The sequence below is a fragment of the Dyadobacter sp. CY327 genome (assembly GCF_021390415.1).
Classification (GTDB): Bacteria; Bacteroidota; Bacteroidia; order Cytophagales; family Spirosomataceae; genus Dyadobacter; species Dyadobacter chenhuakuii.
Map to the genome: position 1 here is coordinate 136,153 of NZ_JAJUXJ010000005.1, position 21,120 is coordinate 157,272.

A 21,120-nucleotide genomic window follows, 5' to 3' on the forward strand; every position below is an offset into this window, starting at 1 on the left:
GCCTGATTTTTTTGCCACTTAGCGAGCTCATACAACCTTTCGACATTAATTATTCTACAATCCGCGACAATTAATCTGTATTTTTGTTTCTTACATACCTATGAAATAAAACCCACTAGCAAGCATCTCATGTTACAATTCTTTAAATATGTCCTGGCCACTTTTGTCGGCATAATCATTTTTCTTTTTGCTTCCTTTTTCATCCTTGTGGGTATTGGTTCCATGCTTTCGTCAGATGACGAGGTCGTTATAGCAGAAAAATCTGTCCTTAAATTAGACCTTAACAAACCGATACAGGAAGTAGGCGTCGAAAACCCTTTTGCTGAAATCGGCGGCCCGTTTGGTGGCAATGAAAATGCGGTCGGACTGAAAGACATTATCGAAGCCTTAAAAAGCGCTCAGAAAGACGATAACATCAAAGGCATTTACCTGAAAACAGAAGGACCAGAAGCCGGATGGGCAACATTGGAGGAGATCCGGAACCAGCTTTTGGAATTTAAAAAATCAAAAAAATTCATCGTTACTTACGGCGAATCTTACTCCGAAAAAGGCTATTACATTGCTTCATTAGCCGATAAAATTTACCTGAATCCTGCGGGCGGCATGGAATGGAACGGACTTTCTGCCGAATACAGCTTCTTTAAGGGCACTTTTGACAAGCTGGACATCAAGCCATTGGTATTCCGGGTAGGCGAGTTCAAAAGCGCGATCGAGATGTTCTCGCGTCAGGATATGAGCGATTCGAGTAAAAAGCAGTCCATCGAATTAATTACAGCCATTAATGGCAATTTTCTTAAAAATATATCTGCTTCCCGTAAAATTCCGGTTGCTGAGTTAAAAGGACTTGCCGATTCCCTTGCCGTTGACAATCCGAAAGCTGCATTGAAATACAAATTTGTGACAGACCTGGGTTACCAGGATGAATTGGAGTCCTATCTGAAAAGGGATTTGAAAATAGAGGATAAGAAAAAAATCACTTATGTGGGTGTAGATAAATATCTGAAAGGCGGCAGCAAGGTTGATGAGGGTGATTTTAACAAACGCATTGGCGTGCTGGTAGCTGAGGGAGAAATTACTTCCGGCGATGGCGGCGACGACAATATCGGCTCTGACAAATTTGTAAAAGAACTGAAAGAGATTCGTGAAAATGACAAAATCAAAGCGGTCGTGATTCGGATCAATTCCCCTGGCGGAAGCGCGCTGGCCTCTGATGTCATGTGGCGCGAAATACAAATTACAGCCAAAAAGAAGCCTGTTATTGCTTCGATGTCAGATGTGGCAGCTTCCGGCGGATATTATATGGCTATGGGTTGCGACAAAATTGTGGCTCAGCCGAACACCATAACGGGTTCAATCGGGATATTTGGCTTGATTTTCAATGTTTCGGATTTCATGAATAACAAGCTTGGGGTAACATTTGACGGCGTGGGCACCAGTCCGCATGCTGACTGGCCTACTGCAACACGCGACATGACGGAATTCGAAAAATCAATGATCCAAAAGAGTGTCAACGAAGGTTACGAGACATTCACCAAAAAAGCAGCAGCTGGCAGAAAAATGTCTGTTGAAAAACTAAAAAGCCTGGCACAAGGACGCGTTTGGTCTGGTGTTGAAGCCAAGGAAAACGGCCTTGTAGATGTTTTGGGCGGTGTGGATGATGCCATCAAAATTGCTGCAAAAGCGGCGAAATTGGGTGAAGGCGATTATCGTGTGCGTTATTATCCTGAAAAGAAAAAGCCATTTGACGAGCTGGTAACCAAAATGATGGGCGATGAGGAAGAAAAAGCATCGACAAAGGCACTTGGTGAACTTGCTCCTTATGTCAAAATGTATAAAAAGCTCTTGAACATGGGCGGGACACAAACCAGAATGCCTTTCGAACTTGTAATTCGCTAAGCGTTCCTGTTAATCGACGATCAGCTCACCCGTTTCTTCATCAATTTCTTTTCTGACAATCAGTACGGCGTGTTTATTAGGAGCAATTCCGACGCCGTCCTGTTTGGCATAAACCTTCGTAAATTCTGCTCCAAAATAAAGAATAATAGAAGAATAGTAAATCCATGTCAGCAGGATTACGATGGAAGCCGAAGTACCATATGCTGCACCAAGGTCAGACTGACCCAGATAAAAGCTGATCACAAACTTGCCTATAAGGAACAGAATAGCCGTAAAAGTTGCCCCTACCATACACTCCTTCCATCTCAGCTCGCCATCCGGTAACACTTTGAAGATCACTGTAAACAGCGCAGTAATAATGGTCAAAACAAGGGCCAGGTTTACAATGTAGAAAAGCACAACAGAACCTTCCGAAAAGTATCTTTCCAACTGATTACTCAATACATCCACCAACGCACTTGCACCCAGCGATACAACCAGCAGGAAGCCGAGCGTAAGGATCAGTGAAAAAGATATGAGTCTATTTTTAAGATATTGAAGCCAGCCTTTTTTGGGTTTGGATTTGATAGCCCAGATGTAATTGATCGAATCCTGCATTTCCGCAAAAACCCCCGTTGCACCGATCAGCAAGGTTCCAATCCCAATCGCCGCAGCCACACCCGATTTGTTGGAAAGCTCTGCGTTTTTAAGAATTTCCTGCAATTGCTGAGCTGCACTCGCGCCTACCAATCCTCTGATCTGGTCAAACAACTCACCTTGAATGGCATCCCGCCCGAAAAAAATGCTGAACACCGAAATGATGACCAGAAGCATGGGAGCCAGGGAAAATATCGTGTAGTAGGAAAGAGCTGCACTCAGTTTCAGCCCGTTATCATTCATAAATTCACTGAAACTTTCTTTGAGGATGGAGAAATACAGCTTTACGTTTTTCATACGATGTTTTACTAATTCAATATTACTTTCGAATCAGCAAACAAAAATATCCATGCCAAAGCAGCAATCTGAACGGGCTTATAACAGCAAGCCGGCAAGCGTTGCCGACATGTAGGAAGCCAATGTTCCGCAAATGAGTGCTTTAAATCCCAGCCTTGCCAGGTCGGCGCGGCGTGACGGTGCAAGTTCTCCGATCCCTCCTACCTGAATGGCAATGGAGCTGAAATTTGCAAAACCGCACAATGCAAAACTGGTGATTACAATGGTTTTATGATCCAGCGTCTCCTTCATTTTCACGAGATCAAGATAGGCCACAAACTCGTTGATAACCATTTTTGTCCCCATTAACGAGCCAGCAGCCTCGATATCCTTCCCGGGAACGCCCATGGCCCACGCAAAAACGGAGAAAACTTTACCAAGCACAAAGTTGAAACTCAACTGTGGAAAAGCAAACAAACCGCCAATCAAACCCAGCAGATAATCGAGCAAGGCAACCAATGCGATGAAGCCGATCAGCATGGCTATGACATTAAAACCAACTTTCAAGCCCTCACCTGCTCCCGCTGCGATGGCATCCAGCAAGTTTGCGTGCGTTTTCTGGATTTCCAGCTTTACGACGCCTTTTGTGTTTGAAGTCTCCGTTTCAGGAAAAACGATTTTTGATATAACCAATGCACCCGGAGCAGCCATTAAACTGGCAGCGATAAGATAAGGAGCCGGAACGCCCAATGAAATATAAACAGCCATTACACCGCCCGCTATACACGCGAAACTTCCTGTCATAGAAGCCATTAACTCGGAGTTGGTCATGTTTTTCAAATAAGGCTTAATCATAATCTGCGCCTCCACCTGACCTACGAATGTGCTGGCAACATTGGAAAGTGCTTCTGCACCACTTACACCCATAAGCCAGTAGACGCCGCGCGCAATGACAGAGACCACGCGTTGCATAATGCCCAAATGGTAGAGCATATTCACCAGAACGGCAACAAAGATGATAGTAGGAATTACTTTAAAGAAGAAAACGAAGTCATTTCCAGGACCAAATGCACGTTGCATTAAATCGGGGCGAACGAGCGTTCCGAATACAAAATCGGCGCCCCTGTCGGAGAATGAGAGTAATTTTTGAACTTTATCACCCAGCCATTGAAAGATCCGCTGGCCGGTTTCGGTACGAAGAATAAATACAGCCAAGCCAAATTGAAGTCCCAACCCCACGCCTACTGTCCGGTAATTAATCGCCTTTCTGTTATTCGACATTGCGAATGCAATGCCCAGGATCAATATGATACCCAGCAGTCCCGTAAATCTTTCCATAAATTGTTAAGTCGCCCTTTGCCAAAAGGTGCAAAATAACAACAAATTAATTGGAAGATGCGAAATGTGTAAAATATACAGGATTATGCCGGAGATTATTTGGCAGCGATAATGGCCTCTGCCGGCATGGCCAATTTATCGGATTGACGATGTACGATTTTCCACTCATTATTTTCCCGGCGGAAAACAATCGTAACATTCATGTCGACTTTAATGCCATCTTGGAGGGTGTAATGCTCTTTTTGAAGAACATATCCCTGCTCAGGGCCAGCTTGACTCGCTATTTTTTCTAATTTGAAATTGCTATTACCAGCCATTTTCTGAGCAAAGGAATCCAGACTTTTTTCGACCGATTCCCAACCTTTGTATTCCTGTCCATCCATTGCACAAAAATTGCTTACATCTTCCGAGTGCGACCAAAGCGATTTGTAGATTGAAGCCCGGCCCTTAGCAAGCTCCTGGTTGCCTTCCTGTAATTTCAGCACGGCTTTATCGAATGCGCCGGATTCCTGACTTATATTTTTAACTGAATGAACCTGGGCGGGGTTTAATGTTGAAACTTGCCCGCGTGTTTTGGTTCTGTATTTAAATGAGGAGGCAATAAGGATAAGTAAGATGAAAACGGCGATATTACGATTCATGGCTAACAGACTTTAATTCTAACTCGAATTATAAGACAAATATTCACTGTAGAAAACTAAGAAAATAGCGTATTAATACCTGTTTCCAGCACTTCATGCTCCTTAATTACGTGATTTGTTCAAAAAAAGTATACAGCGGACAAATAAAATAGGAGAGCAGGTTACCCCACTCTCCCAATCGAACCTAAACATTAAACTTTTTAGTATCCCAAAACAGGAGATAGCCACTTTTCAATTTCTTCCAGAGGCATATCTTTTCTCCTTGCATAATCCTCAACCTGGTCTTTAAATATCTTACCAACAGGGAAATAACGGCTGTCCGGATGCGAAAAATACCAGCCGCTCACGCTGCTTGCGGGATACATAGCATAGCTTTCCGTCAATGTAATGCCGAGCTGTTCTGCGTCTAAAAGATCGAATAGCATCCGCTTTTCTGTGTGGTCCGGGCAGGCTGGATATCCGGGTGCAGGACGAATGCCCATGTAGCTTTCCTTAATGAGGTCTTCGTTGCTAAATGTTTCATTTTTGGCATAACCCCAAATCTCCTTCCGAACGCGTTCATGCATTAATTCCGCCAATGCTTCCACCAAGCGATCCGCCAGCGCCTTCACCATAATGCTGTTGTAGTCATCGTGGTCCTTTTCATATTTATCCAAAAGCGCTTCGATGCCGATGCCTGCAGTAACTGCAAATCCGCCTATATAATCGGTTTTTCCGGTTTCAAGTGGTGCGACAAAATCTGATAAGCAATAATTGGCCAGATTAGACGCTTTTTGCGACTGCTGACGCAAATGATGCAAAACCGCCGCCGTATCCGCAACGAGCTCCCCTGCATTGAGATTCTCCGTTGCCTGTTGACTGATCAGATATTCGATATACTGGTGTGAGCCATGCCTTTCGCAAGACACTTCGCGGGTTTGCTCTTCAAAATGATGTAAAACAATATCATCTTGAATTGAATTGGCTGGCCAGAAACCGATTACCGCCTTCGCTTTAAGCGTTTTATCCCGGATGATTTCGCCTAGCAGCACCGCAGCATCCTCGTACAATTTAACTGCTTCTACTCCAACAACTTTGTCTTCAAAAATCTTGGGAAACTTGCCGTGTAACTGCCACGTCTGGAAGAATGGTGTCCAGTCGATGTATTTGGCAATGTCATTCAAATCATAGTCATCATAAACCCTTGTTCCCAAAAATTGCGGCTTGGTCGCCTGGAAGCTGGTCCAGTCGATTTTTGCTTTATTTTCTCTTGCTTTTGCAATGGGGACATGCGCTTTTTCTCCGCCGCGTTTGGCATGGTCGACTCTCAGCTTGGCGTATTCAGCCTTAATGTCTGACAATACATCAGCCTGACTCTGATCACTTTGGATCAGTTTACCAGCAACCGGAACAGATCTGGAAGCATCGAGAACATGAATGACCGCACCGGAATAATTCGGGTCTATTTTAACTGCTGTGTGTATACGCGAAGTTGTTGCACCTCCGATCAAAAGCGGCATTTTGAAGTTTCTGCGCTCCATTTCTTTGGCCACACCAACCATTTCGTCGAGCGAAGGCGTGATTAATCCCGAAAGACCAATAATGTCCACATTATGCTCAATAGCGGCGGCGAGGATCTTATCCGTAGGCACCATTACGCCCAAGTCGATAATTTCGTAATTGTTACAGCCCAGCACCACGCCCACAATGTTTTTGCCAATGTCGTGAACATCGCCTTTTACTGTGGCGAGCAATATTTTTCCGGCTGAATTGTTGCCTTCACTTTTTTCCGCCTCAATGTAAGGTTGCAGATAAGCAACCGCTTTTTTCATTACACGAGCTGATTTCACAACCTGCGGCAGGAACATTTTTCCTTCGCCAAAAAGATCACCCACAATGCTCATTCCGTCCATTAACGGCCCTTCTATCACTTCCAATGGTCTGGCAAACAAGTGTCTGCATTCCTCCGTATCCTCATCAATATAATCCGAAATCCCTTTTACCAAAGAATGCGAAATGCGCTCTTTAACCGGCAATTCTCTCCATGAAAGATCAGGACCGCTTTGTGTTTTTCCTTTGTCTTTTACTGTCTCTGCATAAGCAACAAGGCGTTCGGTTGAATCGGCGCGACGGTTAAGCAGCACGTCTTCGACCAGTTCGAGCACATCTTTCGGGATTTCATCATAAATGCCGATTTGCGCAGCATTTACAATTCCCATATCCATTCCGGCGCGGATTGCGTGGTATAGAAATGCCGTGTGAATGGCTTCACGCACTGGTTCATTTCCCCTGAAACTGAAAGAAACATTAGATACACCACCCGAAACTTTCGCATGCGGCAGGTTTTCCTTGATCCAACGAACGGCATTGATAAAGTCAACCGCGTAGTTATTATGCTCTTCCATTCCGGTTGCAACCGTCAGAATGTTCGGATCAAAGATGATGTCCTCAGCTGGGAAACCAACTTCTTCTGTCAAAATGCGGTAAGCCCTCGAACAAATTTCAATGCGCCGTTCCAGGTTATCAGCCTGGCCTTGCTCGTCAAATGCCATCACAACAGCCGCCGCGCCGTAGCGAAGCACCGTTCTTGCGGATTCCTTGAATTTCTCCTCGCCTTCTTTCAAAGAGATCGAGTTCACGATCGACTTGCCCTGCACACATTTCAATCCCGATTCAATCACTTCCCATTTCGAAGAGTCGATCATTAAGGGCACTTTGGAAATATCGGGCTCGGATACAATGAGGTTAACAAAGGTTTTCATTGCCTCCACGCCGTCGATCATCCCTTCGTCGAGGTTGACATCGATCACCTGCGCACCGCTTTCGACCTGTTCGCGGGCGATGGCAAGTGCTTCGTCGTATTTGCCTTCACGCACGAGCCTGGCGAATTTTTTTGAACCCGTTACATTGCAACGCTCCCCAATGTTCACAAAATTGCTCAGCTTATTGATCTTAACCGGCTCTAAACCAGATAATTTCATGACTGTTTCGCTTGGCGGCAATGTTCTTGGGCTATATTTTACAGACAAGTCCGCAATTACTCGGATGTGGTCTGGAGTCGTTCCACAGCAGCCACCGATGATATTGACCAGATTATCTCTTAAAAACCCATCAACCACTTCGCCCATCTGCTCGGGAGACTCGTCATACTCACCCATTTCGTTCGGCAAACCTGCATTCGGGTGCGCCGATGTGAAAAACGGAGCCTCTTTCGCCAGAATTTGTACATATGGACGCATCAAATCGGCTCCTAATGCGCAGTTCAAGCCTACTGAAAGCAATGGTAAGTGGGATACAGAAGTCAGAAATGCTTCTGTCGTCTGCCCTGATAATGTTCTTCCGGAAGCGTCGGTAATTGTTCCCGATATCATGATCGGCAATGCTTCGCCTGGTTTATTTCTCCATGAATCGAGGCGCTCTATTTTACCATTTTTGGCATCAACGAAAAATTGATCGATAGCAAAAAGTGCAGCTTTCGCATTCAATGTATCAAATATTGTTTCAACGAGCAGCAGATCGCAGCCGCCGTCCGTAAGACCTTTAATTTGCTCATAATAAGCTTCCACCAGCTGATCAAAGCTGATCGCCCGGTAACCGGGATTGTTAACGTCCGGCGAAAGTGACGCGGTCCGGTTCGTAGGCCCGATAGATCCCGCAACGAAACGCGGCTTGTCCGGATCTTTTTCTGTGAACTCATCCGCAACCTCCCTCGCAAGGCGCGCAGACTCAAAATTCAGTTCATAAACCAATTCCTCCATGCCATAGTCGGCCATGGCAATGGTGGTTCCTGAGAATGTATTGGTTTCGGCAATGTCTGCCCCTGCCTCGAAATACGCAGCGTGAATGGCTTTGATAATGTCAGGGCGTGTTAGTGAAAGCAGGTCATTATTCCCTTTTACATCACGCGGCCAGTCCTTGAAACGCTCGCCCCTGTAATCGTGATCTTCCAGCTTATACCGCTGGATCATCGTTCCCATCGCACCGTCCAGTACAAGGATACGGCTTTTCAGGATTTCACGGATGTCTGCGTTTTGCGTTGCTACCATTGTGTTGTATTTCTATTAGCTGAATAATTTTAAGCGGAAGGATTCCAATGTCAACTGGAAAGCAAATTTAACCTAATAGATGTTTTGTTCAAAAAAATCAAAAAGTTCAGACTAATAGTCTACGTCCATTCCAATCGACAAATTATTTATCTATATTCGATCAGTTCAAAAAGTAATTAAAGATATTCTATCTATGTATAATCCCGACGAAACAGATGCTAAAATCCTGCATTATCTGCAACAGGACGCGACCTTGAAAACAAGGGAATTGTCGGAAAAGTTGAATCTATCTTATACGCCTGTCTATGAACGGGTTAGGAGACTGGAAAAGGAAGGGATTATTAAGAAATATGTTGCACTTGTAGATCGCGAAAAGGTAGGCAAGAAGTTGATGGCTTTCTGCAACATTGCTTTAAAAGAACATTCCAAATCGATGGGGGAAAAATTTGTAAAAGCTGTTGTGGCCATGCCCGAAGTGATGGAATGCTTCAACATTTCGGGTGATTACGATTTTTTGCTTAAAGTCGTGGTGGATGATATGTCGCAGTATCAGCAGTTTTTAATGCAAAAACTGGGTTCGCTTGAAAATATCGGGAGCACGCACAGCCTGTTTGTCATGGGCGAAATCAAGAATTCCTCCGCTTTGGAAATGCACATCCAGAAAAAATAAATACGGCTCCAGAAATTCCAGGCCGTATTCCAACTCACCCCTAACAAATTTTTTAATGTCTTTTGAATGTAAGGACATTCTCTAACTATTTACGTTCCTCACAAAGCAGCTGTTGCAAAATTTGCCACTTTTTTCGCCAGGAAAAGGGCTTTAACATTTTTTAAGAATCGTCACAAATTTAAATGCTCAACTTTTGCAACAGAATTACGGCAATATCCGTAATCCTAATTAAGCAATCAATCCCTGACAATCTGATCCTCTAACTTTGCTCTTCGGACGAAAAATATCTTTTAACGAAAACGACTTTGAGACCGTCGTTGCTGCGTGCATTGCTGGTAACAACCAGGCGCAGAGACATCTCTATAAACAGTTTTTTGGCTATTCGAAAAGCATTTGCCTGCGTTACACATCGACAACCGAAGAGGCTGAGGAAGTTTTGAACGAAGGCTTTTTGAAGGTTTTCAATAATTTGGGTAAATATGATTCCAATCACCCGTTCAAGGCCTGGCTGAGAACGATCATGGTGAACACGGCGATCAGCTATTACCGCAAGCATAAGAAGCATAATGAAGATATGGTTTCGCTGGAAGACGCTCCATATCCGAAATTTGATGAAGATATCATCGGGCAAATCACCGCAGATGAGATCCTGGAACTGATCCAGAAAATTAAGCCGGTTTACAAGAATGTGTTTTTACTTTATGTAGTCGACGGCTACAACCACCGCGAAATTGCAGATTTACTACAAATAAATGAAGCCACTGTACGCTCGCATTATGTGCGTGCAAGAGCGCGTTTGCAGCATTTGATTACACAATATTACCCAAATCTCTATCCAAGCGATTGGGCCGTAAAGTCATTAAGAGGAAATGAAAACTAATAGATTTGAAGATACTATACGCCGGAAATTAGAAAGTATAGAACCAGACTTTCAAGAGAAGGATTGGGCTAAAATGCAAAATTACATGCAAGCCCACAACCCTCCCACTTTTTGGCAGCAGCACAGTTCCTGGATCGGTTACGCCGCCGCAGCTTCGGTTTCGACGGTGATGGCTTTTATGTATGTGAGCCAGCGCACGCAAAACTACAATCTGACGGCAGACGTCAAAAATCTCCAACACCAGATCGAGGCGATCAAAAATATACCTTCTGAAAAAACAGACACGGTGTATTTAATGCAAAAGGCAGGTGATTCTGGTGAGTTGGTCGCGGTTTCGAAAGAAAATCTGACTCAGCAAAGCCAGGTCGATGCCAGGCTTGCCGCCGAGCCTGAAGACATGCAGCAGCGACTTGCAGAGCATAAAATTTTAGTCAAACCAAATGCGGTTTTTGCAAAGCGTCAATCAGTAATTGCTAAAAATGCATCGGTTGCCGACAACACAGTTATTGCAGACAATGAACTGGTTACCAACCATGCGAATGGAGGAAACGGATCCGTAACTGATCAGCTGACGGTTCCATTCGAAGCACCGTTGGATATGCAGCGTGCCATCGCATTCAGTAACGGCAGCTCGCAGGCTTATAAAATGAAGTATAACCTGGTAAACCGCATTTCTTCGCGCCAGTACAAACAGGCGCTTCTTGCCCGTAATGCGAACACATTGCCTGTCGCTAATGCAGCGAAAGGCACCGAACAGGTGGCGCAAGCCGAAACGGTCATCCCAAAACTCGACCTGAAAGTGCCTTACAGATTCGGTGTAGGCTTTCAAACAGATCGCGTCGGTAAGGCGAAAAGCGTTTCAGGAGAAATTCTGGTCGGAAGAAAATTCTCGATTTCTGCCGGGATAAGCTGGCTGAAAGTGAAGCCGATGGAGTTTTTCAATGAGAAATTATTCCGGGAAAAAAGCCGCCGCGATTTCCGCGAAAGCCTTCCCGGCGAAGTGCCGGCGGCATTGCACGTCTATAACATTAAGGTTGATCCTACGGTTGTACAAATTCCCTTAACCGTTGCCTTCCGGAACAACATGAAAGACAACTGGGCCTATTATGCGGGCGCAGGCACCAACATTACCGTTTCTGCAAAAGAGAAGATTTCATTCGACGCCAAGTCGCCAAACCTTGCGTACCTGAACCAGCATTTCGAAGCCAAGTCGGATGTACCATTGATTAATTCTGTGAATCTAACGATGGGCGTTGAGAAAGCCTGGTATCCGATCGTTGTGCAGGCTGAGGGATATTTGTACACTTACTTTAACCAGCTCAACCCTTCGAGCCAGTCCGCGGGGCCGGGCGTGAAAGTCAAGCTGATGTATCAGATAGGAGGAAAAATGTAAATAAGCCTCTTCAACTTTCAGGAACAATAAATAGATTCTTGTTCCTGAAAGTCCTATTTTTGGCTTTTATTTACTCCCCTATTATACCTGACTTTTGAAATTCGCTGCAATAGATATTGGATCCAACGGTGCCCGCATGCAAATCTCTTCGGTGTTGCATGACGAGGGAATTTCCCGTTTTAAGAAGGTTGAATATGTCCGTTTTCCGCTAAGACTTGGCCATGATGTTTTTACAGAAGGCCGGATAAGTCCTAACAGCGAAGACCGGATGATGAAGCTTATGCTTGCTTATCAACTTTTGATGGAACTGCATGAAGTGGATGATTACATGGCTTGCTCAACTTCGGCCATGCGCGAAGCAGACAATGGTTATGAGGTCCGCGAACACATTCAGCAGCGCACCGGCATCCACATTCAGATCATCGACGGCCAGAAAGAAGCAGAGCTGGTTAATAATGTTGTTGTTAAATCGCTGAGCGACGGCCAGTATATCCACATTGACGTAGGCGGCGGCAGCACGGAGCTGAATGTCTATAAAGACAGGCAAAAAATTGCTGCCAAATCGTTCAAATTGGGCTCAGTAAGACTTCTGGAAGGGAAAGAGTCTAAAAGCTCCTGGCTTAAAATCAAGGAATGGATCAATCAGTATGTTGACTATTCCCTGCCCATCGAGGCCGTTGGAACAGGTGGTAACATTAACAAATTATTCGATCTTTCATCAAAACTTTCCGAAAGCTCAACCAGCCTGGACGAGATCGAAAGAATGCGTGACTACATTGCCTCTTTCACATTAGAAGAGCGAATTAATAAACTACAACTTAACCCGGACCGTGCGGATGTAATTGTTCCTGCGGGCGACATTTACACATCTGCAATGAAATGGGCGGGTGCTAATGTCATTCACGTGCCTGACGTGGGCCTGAAAGACGGCATGCTGCAATTACTTTACGATCGGGCGTGCCGCAAAAAAAAGCCCGAGGTTAAGCCCGGGCCTTTGTCAGCGTAGTGTTTATCAGGTTACCAAACCTGTTCAAGATCCTTTGCGGAATATTTGTGATTTCTCTCAACAAAAACAGAGTCTTTCGCTTCGCGTTTCAATGCTAGCGGGTTTTTCTTGCCTAATTTGGCGATAGCCGCAACCGGGAAAAGGATCACGAAAAAAACCAGGGATAACAATATCCGGCCATTAATCGCACCCAAAATCTCTGCAATCTTGTACCATCCTTTTACGATCAGGTCTCCTGCCGCGGGGATTGCGATACTTAATACGCCAACAGCCGCCGCTGCCATAAGAAGATACGGATACTTAGAGCCGAAAATAAAGTAGAAAACGACTAAGCCTGTAACGATGACCAATTGCGCTTTGGCCTTATCTGATTCACTCATTTGATATTTGGGATAATTTAAATGCAGTGGCTCTGAAAACCACTGCATCAATTTTTAAAAGTCTAACTGATCGGATATACTAGAACAGGGTGTAGATGAAAGGAGCAACCGCTGAACCTCCACCGATAACAATCAGGACACCGATAAGCAGTAAAACGACAATCACAGGAGCCAACCACCATTTCTTACGCTCCTTCATAAAGGCAAACAAGTCTGTCAAAAAATCCATTTCTTTCGTTGTTTTTATTTCAAAGATAAATATTTCAATATTTTATAATACTATTTTCCAATTATATTATTGTTAAGGCTTCTTCATCGCGTCTGTAAGCCTGTCTGCGATAAGTTTGTTTAATGTTGCGCTGCCGTGTCCGTCGTTCTTACCTACGACACGTTCCTTTTCCGGAATCTTCAAAACGCCATCATTAATGCCTACAACAGTCACGCCTTTTGAGCGCAGATAATCTTCTACAGGCTTGGTATAACCAGCACTTTTATCAACCTGAAAAAGGAACGGTATGAAAACCGCATACATTTTAGCACCTGTGCTGTCCCGGTAATCGATCATTTTGGAAAGATCTCTCAGGTGTGCATTGAGCACGGTTGTATCGGTGTAGGCGGTTTGAACAAATTTTTCGAATGTACTGAAACCGGTGTGAGGCAATTGCCAATAGATGAAGTTGGGCAGATAAAAACGCTTTACCAATGTCGCCATAGGGCCTTTCAAATCAGCATAAGGTTCTGCGCCTGAAAGGGAAAGCCCTTTTTCACGGCCTACTTTCTCAATGTCGTTGGGAAAATATTCCAGGACAATTACGTCAGGCTTTACTGGAAACTCTTCAAGCCTTTTGGCTTCATCTCGAGTGTCAGCACCAGACATTCCTAAGTTATAAACAGAATGTTTGTCTGCACCTAACGAAACTTCCAACTGGTTGGAAAAACGCTCATTCACATCTTTCAGACCGTGACCCGCCGCAAACGAATCCCCAATAACGAGGATCTGTTTTTTGCCTGGCTCTTTCGTGATTTCCTTATCGTGGTAACCCAGTGAATTGATTGGTTTCCAATACTTTTCCCACCATATCTGCGAAGCTTTGGAAAGCACACCCTCATGGCTTTGCGGAATGTACATGAAAATGATCTCGAGGAAGATAAGCGTTACAAGCAGCGGGACGGTGATGGTGACAATGTTTGCCAAAAGTCCTTTTGCCTTGCTTTTTACAACGCCGTAATAGAAAATCCTGAGTATCTCAATAATGAGCAAAAACCAGAATGCAAACTTTGCCAGGCGAACATACCAGCTGTCCGCTTGCGGAAATCCGGGATAATCAAATTTTATCTGAAACTTATCAGGATAGAATAAGAAAATGAATAATAAGCCAAGAAATATGATGCGGATAACGCTGGTAACTATTTTAGAAGCCATTTGTGTATGTTATTGATATTCAAGGAAATTAATCAAGAACAAATTCTTCTTTCCAGTTATCTTTTTCAAGCCATTCAGGCTGTTGTTTTTTATCAAAAATGAAATTGCCGACTACGAGGTAATCCATTTCTGTCCGCATGAAACAGCGATATGCATCATTGGGTGTACACACAATAGGCTCGCCGCGAACATTGAAACTTGTGTTCACGATAACCGCATAACCTGTAAGCGCTTTGAATGAATCGATCAGCTCATAGTAGCGCGGATTGGTTTCTTTATGGACAGTCTGGATCCGTGCCGAATAATCAATGTGCGTAATGGAAGGAAGGTCTGAACGCTCAAAATAAAGCTTTTCCCTGAGGTCCATAGCACCATAATTCGCAGGAACCGGCTTGCGTCTTCCTTCTGCAACCGGGTGAACGAGAAGCATATATGGAGAAATTCCGTCGTAATCGAAATACTCGGCACAATCTTCTGCCAAAACCGAAGGCGCAAATGGCCTGAACGATTCGCGGTATTTAATTTTCAGGTTCAGTTTTTTCTGCATCTCGGCATTCCGGGGATCGCCCAGGATACTTCTTCCGCCCAAAGCGCGCGGCCCAAACTCCATCCTGCCCTGAATCCAGCCTACTACATTTCCTTCGGAAAGCAATTTGGCTGCATCACCGGCCAGGTCTTTGAAATTTTCGTAATGCGTGTAAACGGCTTTATATTTTTTAGCCGTCAATGCCACGTCCAGGTCTGAGAATGTTGGTCCGAGGTAAGATCCTCTCATCGCATCCGCCTTCCAGGTAATCTTTCTCTCCTGACCGAAGAAAATATGATAAGCAGCCTGCGCCGCTCCCAATGCACCACCGGCGTCACCGGCAGCTGGCTGGATAAAAATATCTTTGAAAATATTGGCTTTCTGCAACTTACCGTTCGAAACGCAGTTCAATGCGACACCACCCGCCATACACAGGTAATCCGCACCAGTAAGGCGTTTAGCTTCCTTTGCCATCCTGATAACCGCTTCTTCGGTAATGTTCTGAATAGCAAGTCCCAGGTTGCAATGGACCGGTTCAAGTGCGTCTTCCGGCCTTCTGGTTTTGAAGCCAAAAAGCGCTTCCCATTTGTCCTCATTCACCATTTTCAAGCCAGTAGCATAATCAAAATAGTCTTGATTCAGCCAAACGGAGCCGTCTTCTTTCAGTTCAATGAGGTCTTTGAGAATGATATCTTCGTACTTTTTGATATCAGGGGAAGTTGGGTTGCCATAAGGAGCCAGACCCATTAATTTATACTCACCGGAATTGACCCGGAAGCCAAGGAAATACGTAAATGCGGAATACAGAAGCCCCAATGAATGTGGAAATCTCAGTTCCTTTAAAATGCTGATATCTTTTCCTTCTCCCAAGCAAATGGAAGCTGTTGCCCATTCACCCACGCCATCAATGGTAAGAATGGCAGATTTTTCATACGGTGACGGATAGTAAGCGCTGGCCGCATGAGAAAGGTGATGTTCAGGAAAAAGCAGTTTCACTTTTTTCTTTTTATCATAACCCAATTTCACCAGCTCTTCATTGATCAGACGCTTTAAAAACATCTTCTCTTTAATCCAAACCGGCATTGCAGTTAAAAATGACCTCACTCCTTTCGGCGCAAATGCGTAATAGGTTTCGAGAAGTCGTTCGAATTTCAGAAGTGGTTTATCGTAAAAAACGATGGCATCCAGTTCATTCAGGGTTAACCCGCCATATTCCAGGCAAAACTTCACTGCCTCAGAAGGAAATCCCGGATCATGTTTTTTTCGGGTGAAGCGCTCTTCCTGCGCTGCTGCAACAATTTCTCCGTTATCAATTAGGGCTGCCGCCGAATCATGATAAAAAGCTGAAATACCTAAAATTTTCATTTACCTATTTAAAATTTTCCACTACAAACGCTTCCGGAGATATTTAAACCAGATGGCAATAGCGTGTTTTCCTGAACGAATGCACTATATGCTTAAATTGACGACAAAGCTAGCAAAAGTTGACACAAGTTAGGTATTATAGATTTTTTGACAAATAAGAATAATCCAACGGCAACCTTTTCGCCGCCGCCTAATCCGAATGTTCCAGTAACCGGGAATCGATCAGATGCCCGGCCAGTTTGGAGGCAAAATTTTGTGCTCCCAGCTCGCTGACATGGCATACGTCGCAAAAAAAACGCCCATCCTGAGGCATATTCGCTGCCATATCAAAAAAATGTGTTTGCTTTCTTTTAGCCAGATCTGTCAATATCTGATTATGCGACTGGATGCCTTTTTTCACATTATCGGCCTGCCCCCAGATTGTTACGGGCGAGGCATAATGGCAACCTGCAAAATGATCCATATCTTTTTGGTCGCCGGTCAGCTTCACTCCTTCCGGGAAATAGGACGCGTATTTCATCAATAGCAACGCATCCCCGCGCTTGTTCGATATGTTAATTATGTTGGTGAGGTTTTCCCGGTACGGCAGGGCAGTTTTAATGTTGCTGCCGAATTTTGCAAAACCAGGATCTACCATATCCTGGCTCACATAAACCTTACGGGTAACTTTATCCCGCACACCCCTGATGACCAGCGCACATACATAAGGAATAACTGTAAAATTAATTTCCGGGTGGGCTTGAAGCAGATAAATGTCGCTATACCATTTAATGTGCGCATAATCGGAACGAAAATCTTTGTCGGGGATGCAATTTGCGCGGTTCTCGTTAATCGCCTCGTAGTAAATGACCAGGTCAAACCGCTTGTCTGCCAGAAGTTTGTATTTAATAAGGTTATCGAGCGAAGTGTGGCCGGCTGCGGCTGTATTATAGAAGGCAAACTTTTTTGATTTGCCATATTTCTTTTGAAGGATCGTATCAAGCCGCATCTCCATATTAGACCACGGTGTACTGATTACCGAACCACCAAGGATGAGAATGTCCTGAACTTCGTCGTCACTCCTGATGTCCTTCCCAATCATCTCTTTGAGTGTCGGATAAAACCCTGTGTACAAGTAATCGCCTGGCTTCCAAAATGGATAACCATAGCATACCAGCGCAATTCTGAGGATTATTTCAGTAGCGACGAAAAGGATTACAAAGAATATTAACGAAAAGAGGAACGAACGCCAAGCCATTCTGATAGTATATCGGCACAAAACCTTAGCCGAAAAAGGAAAAATTACCCTCCAACCATCCCGACCTGCCTATATACGAACAGAAATTACTTTTGGATCACTACGTAATAATTTTAGTTGGTTTATGCTGCTCGTCGAGCGCTACGAAAGTGAATATACCCGTTACTGCTTTTTCACGGCCTTCTTCATACATTTTCTCCACAAAAATATCCACACGCACCTTCATACTCGTATTTCCGACCGTTTCCACACGCCCGATAAGCTCAATAATGGTCCCTGCGGGAATAGCATGCGTGAAGTCAATGCGGTCGGTTGAGACTGTAACACAGCGCAATCTGGAAAAACGGGTGGCGGCAATGAATGCCACTTCGTCCATCATCGACAATGCGGTCCCTCCGAAAAGGGTGTCGTAATGATTGGTGTTATTAGGAAACACCGTTTTAAAAACGCGTGCTTCGGAGGCAATGATCCTTTCTTCTAATGTCAAAACAGAAATATTTTAATTTTGGCAAAGGTAAAAAAGAGTCACGCTAACAGCGCCTAATCTGCTATTAGTTTTGCCGCCTCCGAATCCAGCAGAAATTCTGCGTTCATATGGTTTTGCAAAACAGTTGCAGGAAAAGCCGTCGTTACCGGGAATGCCATTGCACGCTGTATCACAGGCGCTTTCTCACTTCCTGCTGCTATCAGAATCGCGGTTTTTGCTTCCATAATGTGCCGGATCCCGATGGTAATTCCCTTGGTGATCGTGGTCGGTTGCTGAAAATATTTTTGTCCAACCTCTCTGGTCACGTTTTCAAGCTCCGTAACATGGGCATAGCTATCCCACGGCGTTCCGGGTTCATTTAAGGCCAGATGTCCGTTCATTCCCACGCCCAGAATGATCATATCCAATCCACCCAGGTTTTCCAGAACCTTGTTAACCCGCTTGCATTCTTCTTCGGGATCCATGGCTTTTCCATCAAAAAACACGATCTGATCTGCCCGTAAGCCAATTGGTTTTAAAAAGTCCTTATTAAGTAAATTCCGGCAGCCGCCATCATCTTCCGCTCCAAAACCTACCCATTCATCCAAACCGATAAAAACACACCGGGAAAAATCTGTCATGCCCTTTTGATTGGCAGACACCAGGATTTCAAACATGCCCAGCGGCGTGCTGCCGGAGGGCAAACAGATAACAGCAGAAGGTTTTTTGGCCAGTAATGTCATTACACGCTCCGCAGCGGCGAGGCTCATGGCTTTATAATCGGGGTAAATGTTCAGTTTTGGTTTCATTGTTGAAATAAAATGTAGTTAAAAATGGCCTTGAACAGATTCTTTTCACCTAAGAAACATTTATCCTTGAAAAACACCAAAAACTGAAAGTCCAATCCTAACTTTACCGCAATAAACCTGATTGTTCATTCTCACTAAATTAAAAATGGAATACCGTATAGAAAAAGATACCATGGGTGAAGTGCAGGTGCCGGCTCATGTATACTGGGGCGCACAAACACAACGTTCGATCCAGAACTTTCCTATTGCTCAGGATATTAATAAAATGCCGAAGGAAATCATCAAGGCATTTGCATATTTGAAAAAAGCCGCAGCCATTACCAATTACGAGGCCGGCATTCTTCCAAAAGAAAAGAGCGATCTGATCGGACAGGTTTGTGACGAAATCCTAACGGAAAAGCTCGACGACCAGTTTCCGCTTGTGGTGTGGCAAACAGGCTCAGGAACGCAATCCAATATGAATTGCAATGAAGTGATCGCTTACAGAGGTCATGTGTTGCAAGGTGGCCAGCTGGCTGACAAAACAAAATTCCTTCATCCGAATGATGATGTGAACAAGTCACAGTCTTCCAACGACACTTATCCTACGGCCATGCACATCGCTGCCTACAAGATCCTGATCGATGTCACCATCCCAGGCATCATCAAGCTCAGGGACACATTGAAAGCCAAATCCGAAGCTTTCAGAAACGTGGTAAAAATCGGTCGTACGCACTTTATGGATGCGACCCCGCTTACATTAGGACAGGAATTTTCGGGTTATGCATCACAATTAGACCATGGCCTGCGTGCGATTTATAACACATTGGCGCATCTTTCCGAGCTTGCATTGGGCGGAACGGCCGTTGGGACAGGCATTAACACGCCCGAAGGTTATTCTGAAAACGTGGCCCGTCACATTGCATCATTAACAGGCCTGCCATTTATCACTGCTGAAAACAAATTCGAAGCATTAGCAGCACACGACGCGATTGTTGAAGCACACGGCGCATTGAAAACGGTTGCTGTAAGTTTGATGAAAATTGGTAACGACATTCGTATGTTATCATCCGGCCCGCGCTCCGGGATTGGCGAGATCCATATTCCTGATAATGAGCCTGGAAGCTCCATTATGCCGGGTAAGGTGAACCCTACGCAATGTGAAGCCATGACAATGGTGGCAGCGCAGGTAATGGGTAACGACGTTGCGATAGGCATCGGCGGTTCCAACGGCCATTTTGAGCTGAATGTTTTCAAACCTTTAATGGCTTACAACTTCCTGCATTCAGCGCGCCTGATCGGGGATGTATGCGTTTCCTTTAATGATAACTGCGCGGTGGGCATCGAACCTTTGCATGAGAACATTAAGAAACACGTAAACAACTCGCTGATGCTGGTTACTGCGCTGAATACAAAAATTGGTTACTACAAAGCAGCAGAAATAGCGCAAACGGCGCATAAAAACGGCTCAACGCTGAAAGAAACAGCTGTGGGACTGGGTTACCTGACGCCCGAGGAGTTCGACGCCTGGGTGAAACCGGAAGAAATGGTTGGTGACAATAAATAGTTTCAGATAAATATTTAACAAATGCTCTGCCAGACCCGGCGGAGCATTTGTTTTGATAAACGGCTACGCTGATGAATATCCGCAGCACATTACTGGCAGATCCTATACAATCCAAACGGCGTGCAACGGAAGTAGCCGCTTATGCCTGCATCGATAGTACGCATTTTCAGGAACTGATGGACTGCTTCGTGGCCAACGATTACAGGCTGGCACAAAGGGCCGCGCAAAGCGTAAGCATTGCCGTAAGCGAGCGCCCCGACCTGATCGCACCGCATATGGGCTCGCTCGTGGACCAGCTCACAAGACCGGGCGTTCATGACGCGGTGATCCGCAACAGCGTACGCATTATGCAGGAAACAGAAATCCCCGTTGAGCTGCACGGAAAGGTTATGGACGCCTGTTTTAATTTTATTCAAAACAGGCAAATTGCAATCGCTATCAGGGCTTTTTCGCTTACCGTGCTTTACAATTTTTCAAAAATTTATCCCGAGATCAAAAATGAACTGGGCATAATTATTGAGGAGGCGATGGAATTCGAAACGCCTGCATTCAGGGCGAGAGGAAAGAAAATTCTGGCTAACATTAAAAAGCAAAAGCATCCTTAACA

Annotated in this window: 18 protein-coding genes; 7 read left to right on the forward strand and 11 right to left on the reverse strand. The window is 44.7% G+C overall.

Features of this window, described 5'->3' with window-relative positions:
• The first annotated feature begins 129 nt into the window (after positions 1-129).
• On the forward strand, positions 130-1,896 hold the full coding sequence (sppA, locus tag LZG74_RS14115) for a signal peptide peptidase SppA (RefSeq protein ID WP_233797208.1): 1,767 nt from the start codon (positions 130-132) through the stop codon (positions 1,894-1,896).
• A gap of 9 nt (positions 1,897-1,905) precedes the next feature.
• Here sppA and LZG74_RS14120 read toward each other — a convergent pair whose 3' ends face one another.
• From LZG74_RS14120 to metH, 4 genes are all read right to left on the reverse strand, one after another.
• Entirely contained in the window at positions 1,906-2,829 is a 924-nt protein-coding gene (locus tag LZG74_RS14120; RefSeq protein ID WP_233797209.1) for a YihY/virulence factor BrkB family protein, read from the reverse strand.
• Between the two features lie 78 nt (positions 2,830-2,907).
• On the reverse strand, positions 2,908-4,146 hold the full coding sequence (locus LZG74_RS14125) for a NupC/NupG family nucleoside CNT transporter (protein WP_233797210.1): 1,239 nt from the start codon (positions 4,144-4,146) through the stop codon (positions 2,908-2,910).
• A gap of 95 nt (positions 4,147-4,241) precedes the next feature.
• A complete protein-coding gene (locus LZG74_RS14130; RefSeq protein ID WP_233797211.1) occupies positions 4,242-4,787 on the reverse strand; it encodes a nuclear transport factor 2 family protein in 546 nt (181 codons plus the stop codon).
• A gap of 200 nt (positions 4,788-4,987) precedes the next feature.
• On the reverse strand, positions 4,988-8,812 hold the full coding sequence (metH, locus tag LZG74_RS14135) for a methionine synthase (RefSeq protein WP_233797212.1): 3,825 nt from the start codon (positions 8,810-8,812) through the stop codon (positions 4,988-4,990).
• 193 nt (positions 8,813-9,005) lie between these two features.
• On the opposite strand from metH, the gene LZG74_RS14140 reads away from it, so the two are divergent.
• The 4 genes from LZG74_RS14140 (at position 9,006) to LZG74_RS14155 (ending at position 12,761) form a co-directional block, all read left to right on the forward strand.
• Positions 9,006-9,482, forward strand: coding sequence for an Lrp/AsnC family transcriptional regulator (locus LZG74_RS14140; RefSeq protein WP_233797213.1), 477 nt, complete (start codon positions 9,006-9,008; stop codon positions 9,480-9,482).
• Between the two features lie 265 nt (positions 9,483-9,747).
• On the forward strand, positions 9,748-10,362 hold the full coding sequence (locus LZG74_RS14145) for an RNA polymerase sigma factor (protein ID WP_233797214.1): 615 nt from the start codon (positions 9,748-9,750) through the stop codon (positions 10,360-10,362).
• An 85-nt stretch (positions 10,363-10,447) separates the two neighbouring features.
• Complete coding sequence (locus LZG74_RS14150; protein WP_233797215.1) at positions 10,448-11,755, forward strand: hypothetical protein; 1,308 nt, start codon at positions 10,448-10,450, stop codon at positions 11,753-11,755.
• A 94-nt stretch (positions 11,756-11,849) separates the two neighbouring features.
• Positions 11,850-12,761 (forward strand): Ppx/GppA phosphatase family protein, encoded by a 912-nt coding sequence (locus LZG74_RS14155; RefSeq protein ID WP_026628356.1) that lies wholly within the window; start codon positions 11,850-11,852, stop codon positions 12,759-12,761.
• An 11-nt stretch (positions 12,762-12,772) separates the two neighbouring features.
• Here LZG74_RS14155 and LZG74_RS14160 read toward each other — a convergent pair whose 3' ends face one another.
• The 7 genes from LZG74_RS14160 to LZG74_RS14190 all read right to left on the reverse strand — a co-directional run bounded on the left by LZG74_RS14160 (position 12,773) and on the right by LZG74_RS14190 (position 18,967).
• Complete coding sequence (locus tag LZG74_RS14160) at positions 12,773-13,141, reverse strand: SxtJ family membrane protein (protein ID WP_026628357.1); 369 nt, start codon at positions 13,139-13,141, stop codon at positions 12,773-12,775.
• 79 nt (positions 13,142-13,220) lie between these two features.
• On the reverse strand, positions 13,221-13,370 hold the full coding sequence (locus LZG74_RS14165) for a DUF5989 family protein (protein ID WP_169719989.1): 150 nt from the start codon (positions 13,368-13,370) through the stop codon (positions 13,221-13,223).
• A gap of 72 nt (positions 13,371-13,442) precedes the next feature.
• On the reverse strand, positions 13,443-14,564 hold the full coding sequence (locus tag LZG74_RS14170) for an SGNH/GDSL hydrolase family protein (RefSeq protein ID WP_233797216.1): 1,122 nt from the start codon (positions 14,562-14,564) through the stop codon (positions 13,443-13,445).
• 28 nt (positions 14,565-14,592) lie between these two features.
• Positions 14,593-16,455 (reverse strand): carbamoyltransferase, encoded by a 1,863-nt coding sequence (locus LZG74_RS14175; RefSeq protein ID WP_026628359.1) that lies wholly within the window; start codon positions 16,453-16,455, stop codon positions 14,593-14,595.
• Positions 16,456-16,645: 190 nt separating this feature from the next.
• Positions 16,646-17,692, reverse strand: coding sequence for a hypothetical protein (locus LZG74_RS14180; RefSeq protein WP_233797217.1), 1,047 nt, complete (start codon positions 17,690-17,692; stop codon positions 16,646-16,648).
• Positions 17,693-17,792: 100 nt separating this feature from the next.
• Positions 17,793-18,179, reverse strand: a complete 387-nt coding sequence (locus LZG74_RS14185) for an acyl-CoA thioesterase (protein ID WP_233797218.1) — start codon at positions 18,177-18,179, stop codon at positions 17,793-17,795.
• Positions 18,180-18,232: 53 nt separating this feature from the next.
• On the reverse strand, positions 18,233-18,967 hold the full coding sequence (locus LZG74_RS14190; RefSeq protein ID WP_233797219.1) for a 6-phosphogluconolactonase: 735 nt from the start codon (positions 18,965-18,967) through the stop codon (positions 18,233-18,235).
• A 145-nt stretch (positions 18,968-19,112) separates the two neighbouring features.
• Between LZG74_RS14190 and fumC the strand changes: the two genes are divergently transcribed.
• The gene (gene fumC / locus LZG74_RS14195) at positions 19,113-20,513 is read left to right on the forward strand and encodes a class II fumarate hydratase (RefSeq protein WP_233797220.1); all 1,401 of its coding nucleotides are present in this window, start codon (positions 19,113-19,115) and stop codon (positions 20,511-20,513) included.
• A 71-nt stretch (positions 20,514-20,584) separates the two neighbouring features.
• Complete coding sequence (locus tag LZG74_RS14200; protein WP_233797221.1) at positions 20,585-21,118, forward strand: hypothetical protein; 534 nt, start codon at positions 20,585-20,587, stop codon at positions 21,116-21,118.
• The last annotated feature ends 2 nt before the right edge of the window (positions 21,119-21,120 follow it).

What these genes read in the sequence shown, in the direction of transcription:
- LZG74_RS14120 (WP_233797209.1), bottom strand. Translation starts at nt 2,829, where the DNA reads ATGAAAAACGTAAAGCTGTATTTCTCCATCCTCAAAGAAAGTTTCAGT.
- metH (WP_233797212.1), bottom strand. Translation starts at nt 8,812, where the DNA reads ATGGTAGCAACGCAAAACGCAGACATCCGTGAAATCCTGAAAAGCCGT.
- LZG74_RS14165 (WP_169719989.1), bottom strand. Translation starts at nt 13,370, where the DNA reads ATGGATTTTTTGACAGACTTGTTTGCCTTTATGAAGGAGCGTAAGAAA.
- LZG74_RS14125 (WP_233797210.1), bottom strand. Translation starts at nt 4,146, where the DNA reads ATGGAAAGATTTACGGGACTGCTGGGTATCATATTGATCCTGGGCATT.
- sppA (WP_233797208.1), top strand. Translation starts at nt 130, where the DNA reads ATGTTACAATTCTTTAAATATGTCCTGGCCACTTTTGTCGGCATAATC.
- LZG74_RS14150 (WP_233797215.1), top strand. Translation starts at nt 10,448, where the DNA reads ATGCAAGCCCACAACCCTCCCACTTTTTGGCAGCAGCACAGTTCCTGG.
- LZG74_RS14190 (WP_233797219.1), bottom strand. Translation starts at nt 18,967, where the DNA reads ATGAAACCAAAACTGAACATTTACCCCGATTATAAAGCCATGAGCCTC.
- LZG74_RS14160 (WP_026628357.1), bottom strand. Translation starts at nt 13,141, where the DNA reads ATGAGTGAATCAGATAAGGCCAAAGCGCAATTGGTCATCGTTACAGGC.
- LZG74_RS14170 (WP_233797216.1), bottom strand. Translation starts at nt 14,564, where the DNA reads ATGGCTTCTAAAATAGTTACCAGCGTTATCCGCATCATATTTCTTGGC.
- LZG74_RS14140 (WP_233797213.1), top strand. Translation starts at nt 9,006, where the DNA reads ATGTATAATCCCGACGAAACAGATGCTAAAATCCTGCATTATCTGCAA.
- LZG74_RS14175 (WP_026628359.1), bottom strand. Translation starts at nt 16,455, where the DNA reads ATGAAAATTTTAGGTATTTCAGCTTTTTATCATGATTCGGCGGCAGCC.
- LZG74_RS14130 (WP_233797211.1), bottom strand. Translation starts at nt 4,787, where the DNA reads ATGAATCGTAATATCGCCGTTTTCATCTTACTTATCCTTATTGCCTCC.
- LZG74_RS14200 (WP_233797221.1), top strand. Translation starts at nt 20,585, where the DNA reads ATGAATATCCGCAGCACATTACTGGCAGATCCTATACAATCCAAACGG.
- fumC (WP_233797220.1), top strand. Translation starts at nt 19,113, where the DNA reads ATGGAATACCGTATAGAAAAAGATACCATGGGTGAAGTGCAGGTGCCG.
- LZG74_RS14180 (WP_233797217.1), bottom strand. Translation starts at nt 17,692, where the DNA reads ATGGCTTGGCGTTCGTTCCTCTTTTCGTTAATATTCTTTGTAATCCTT.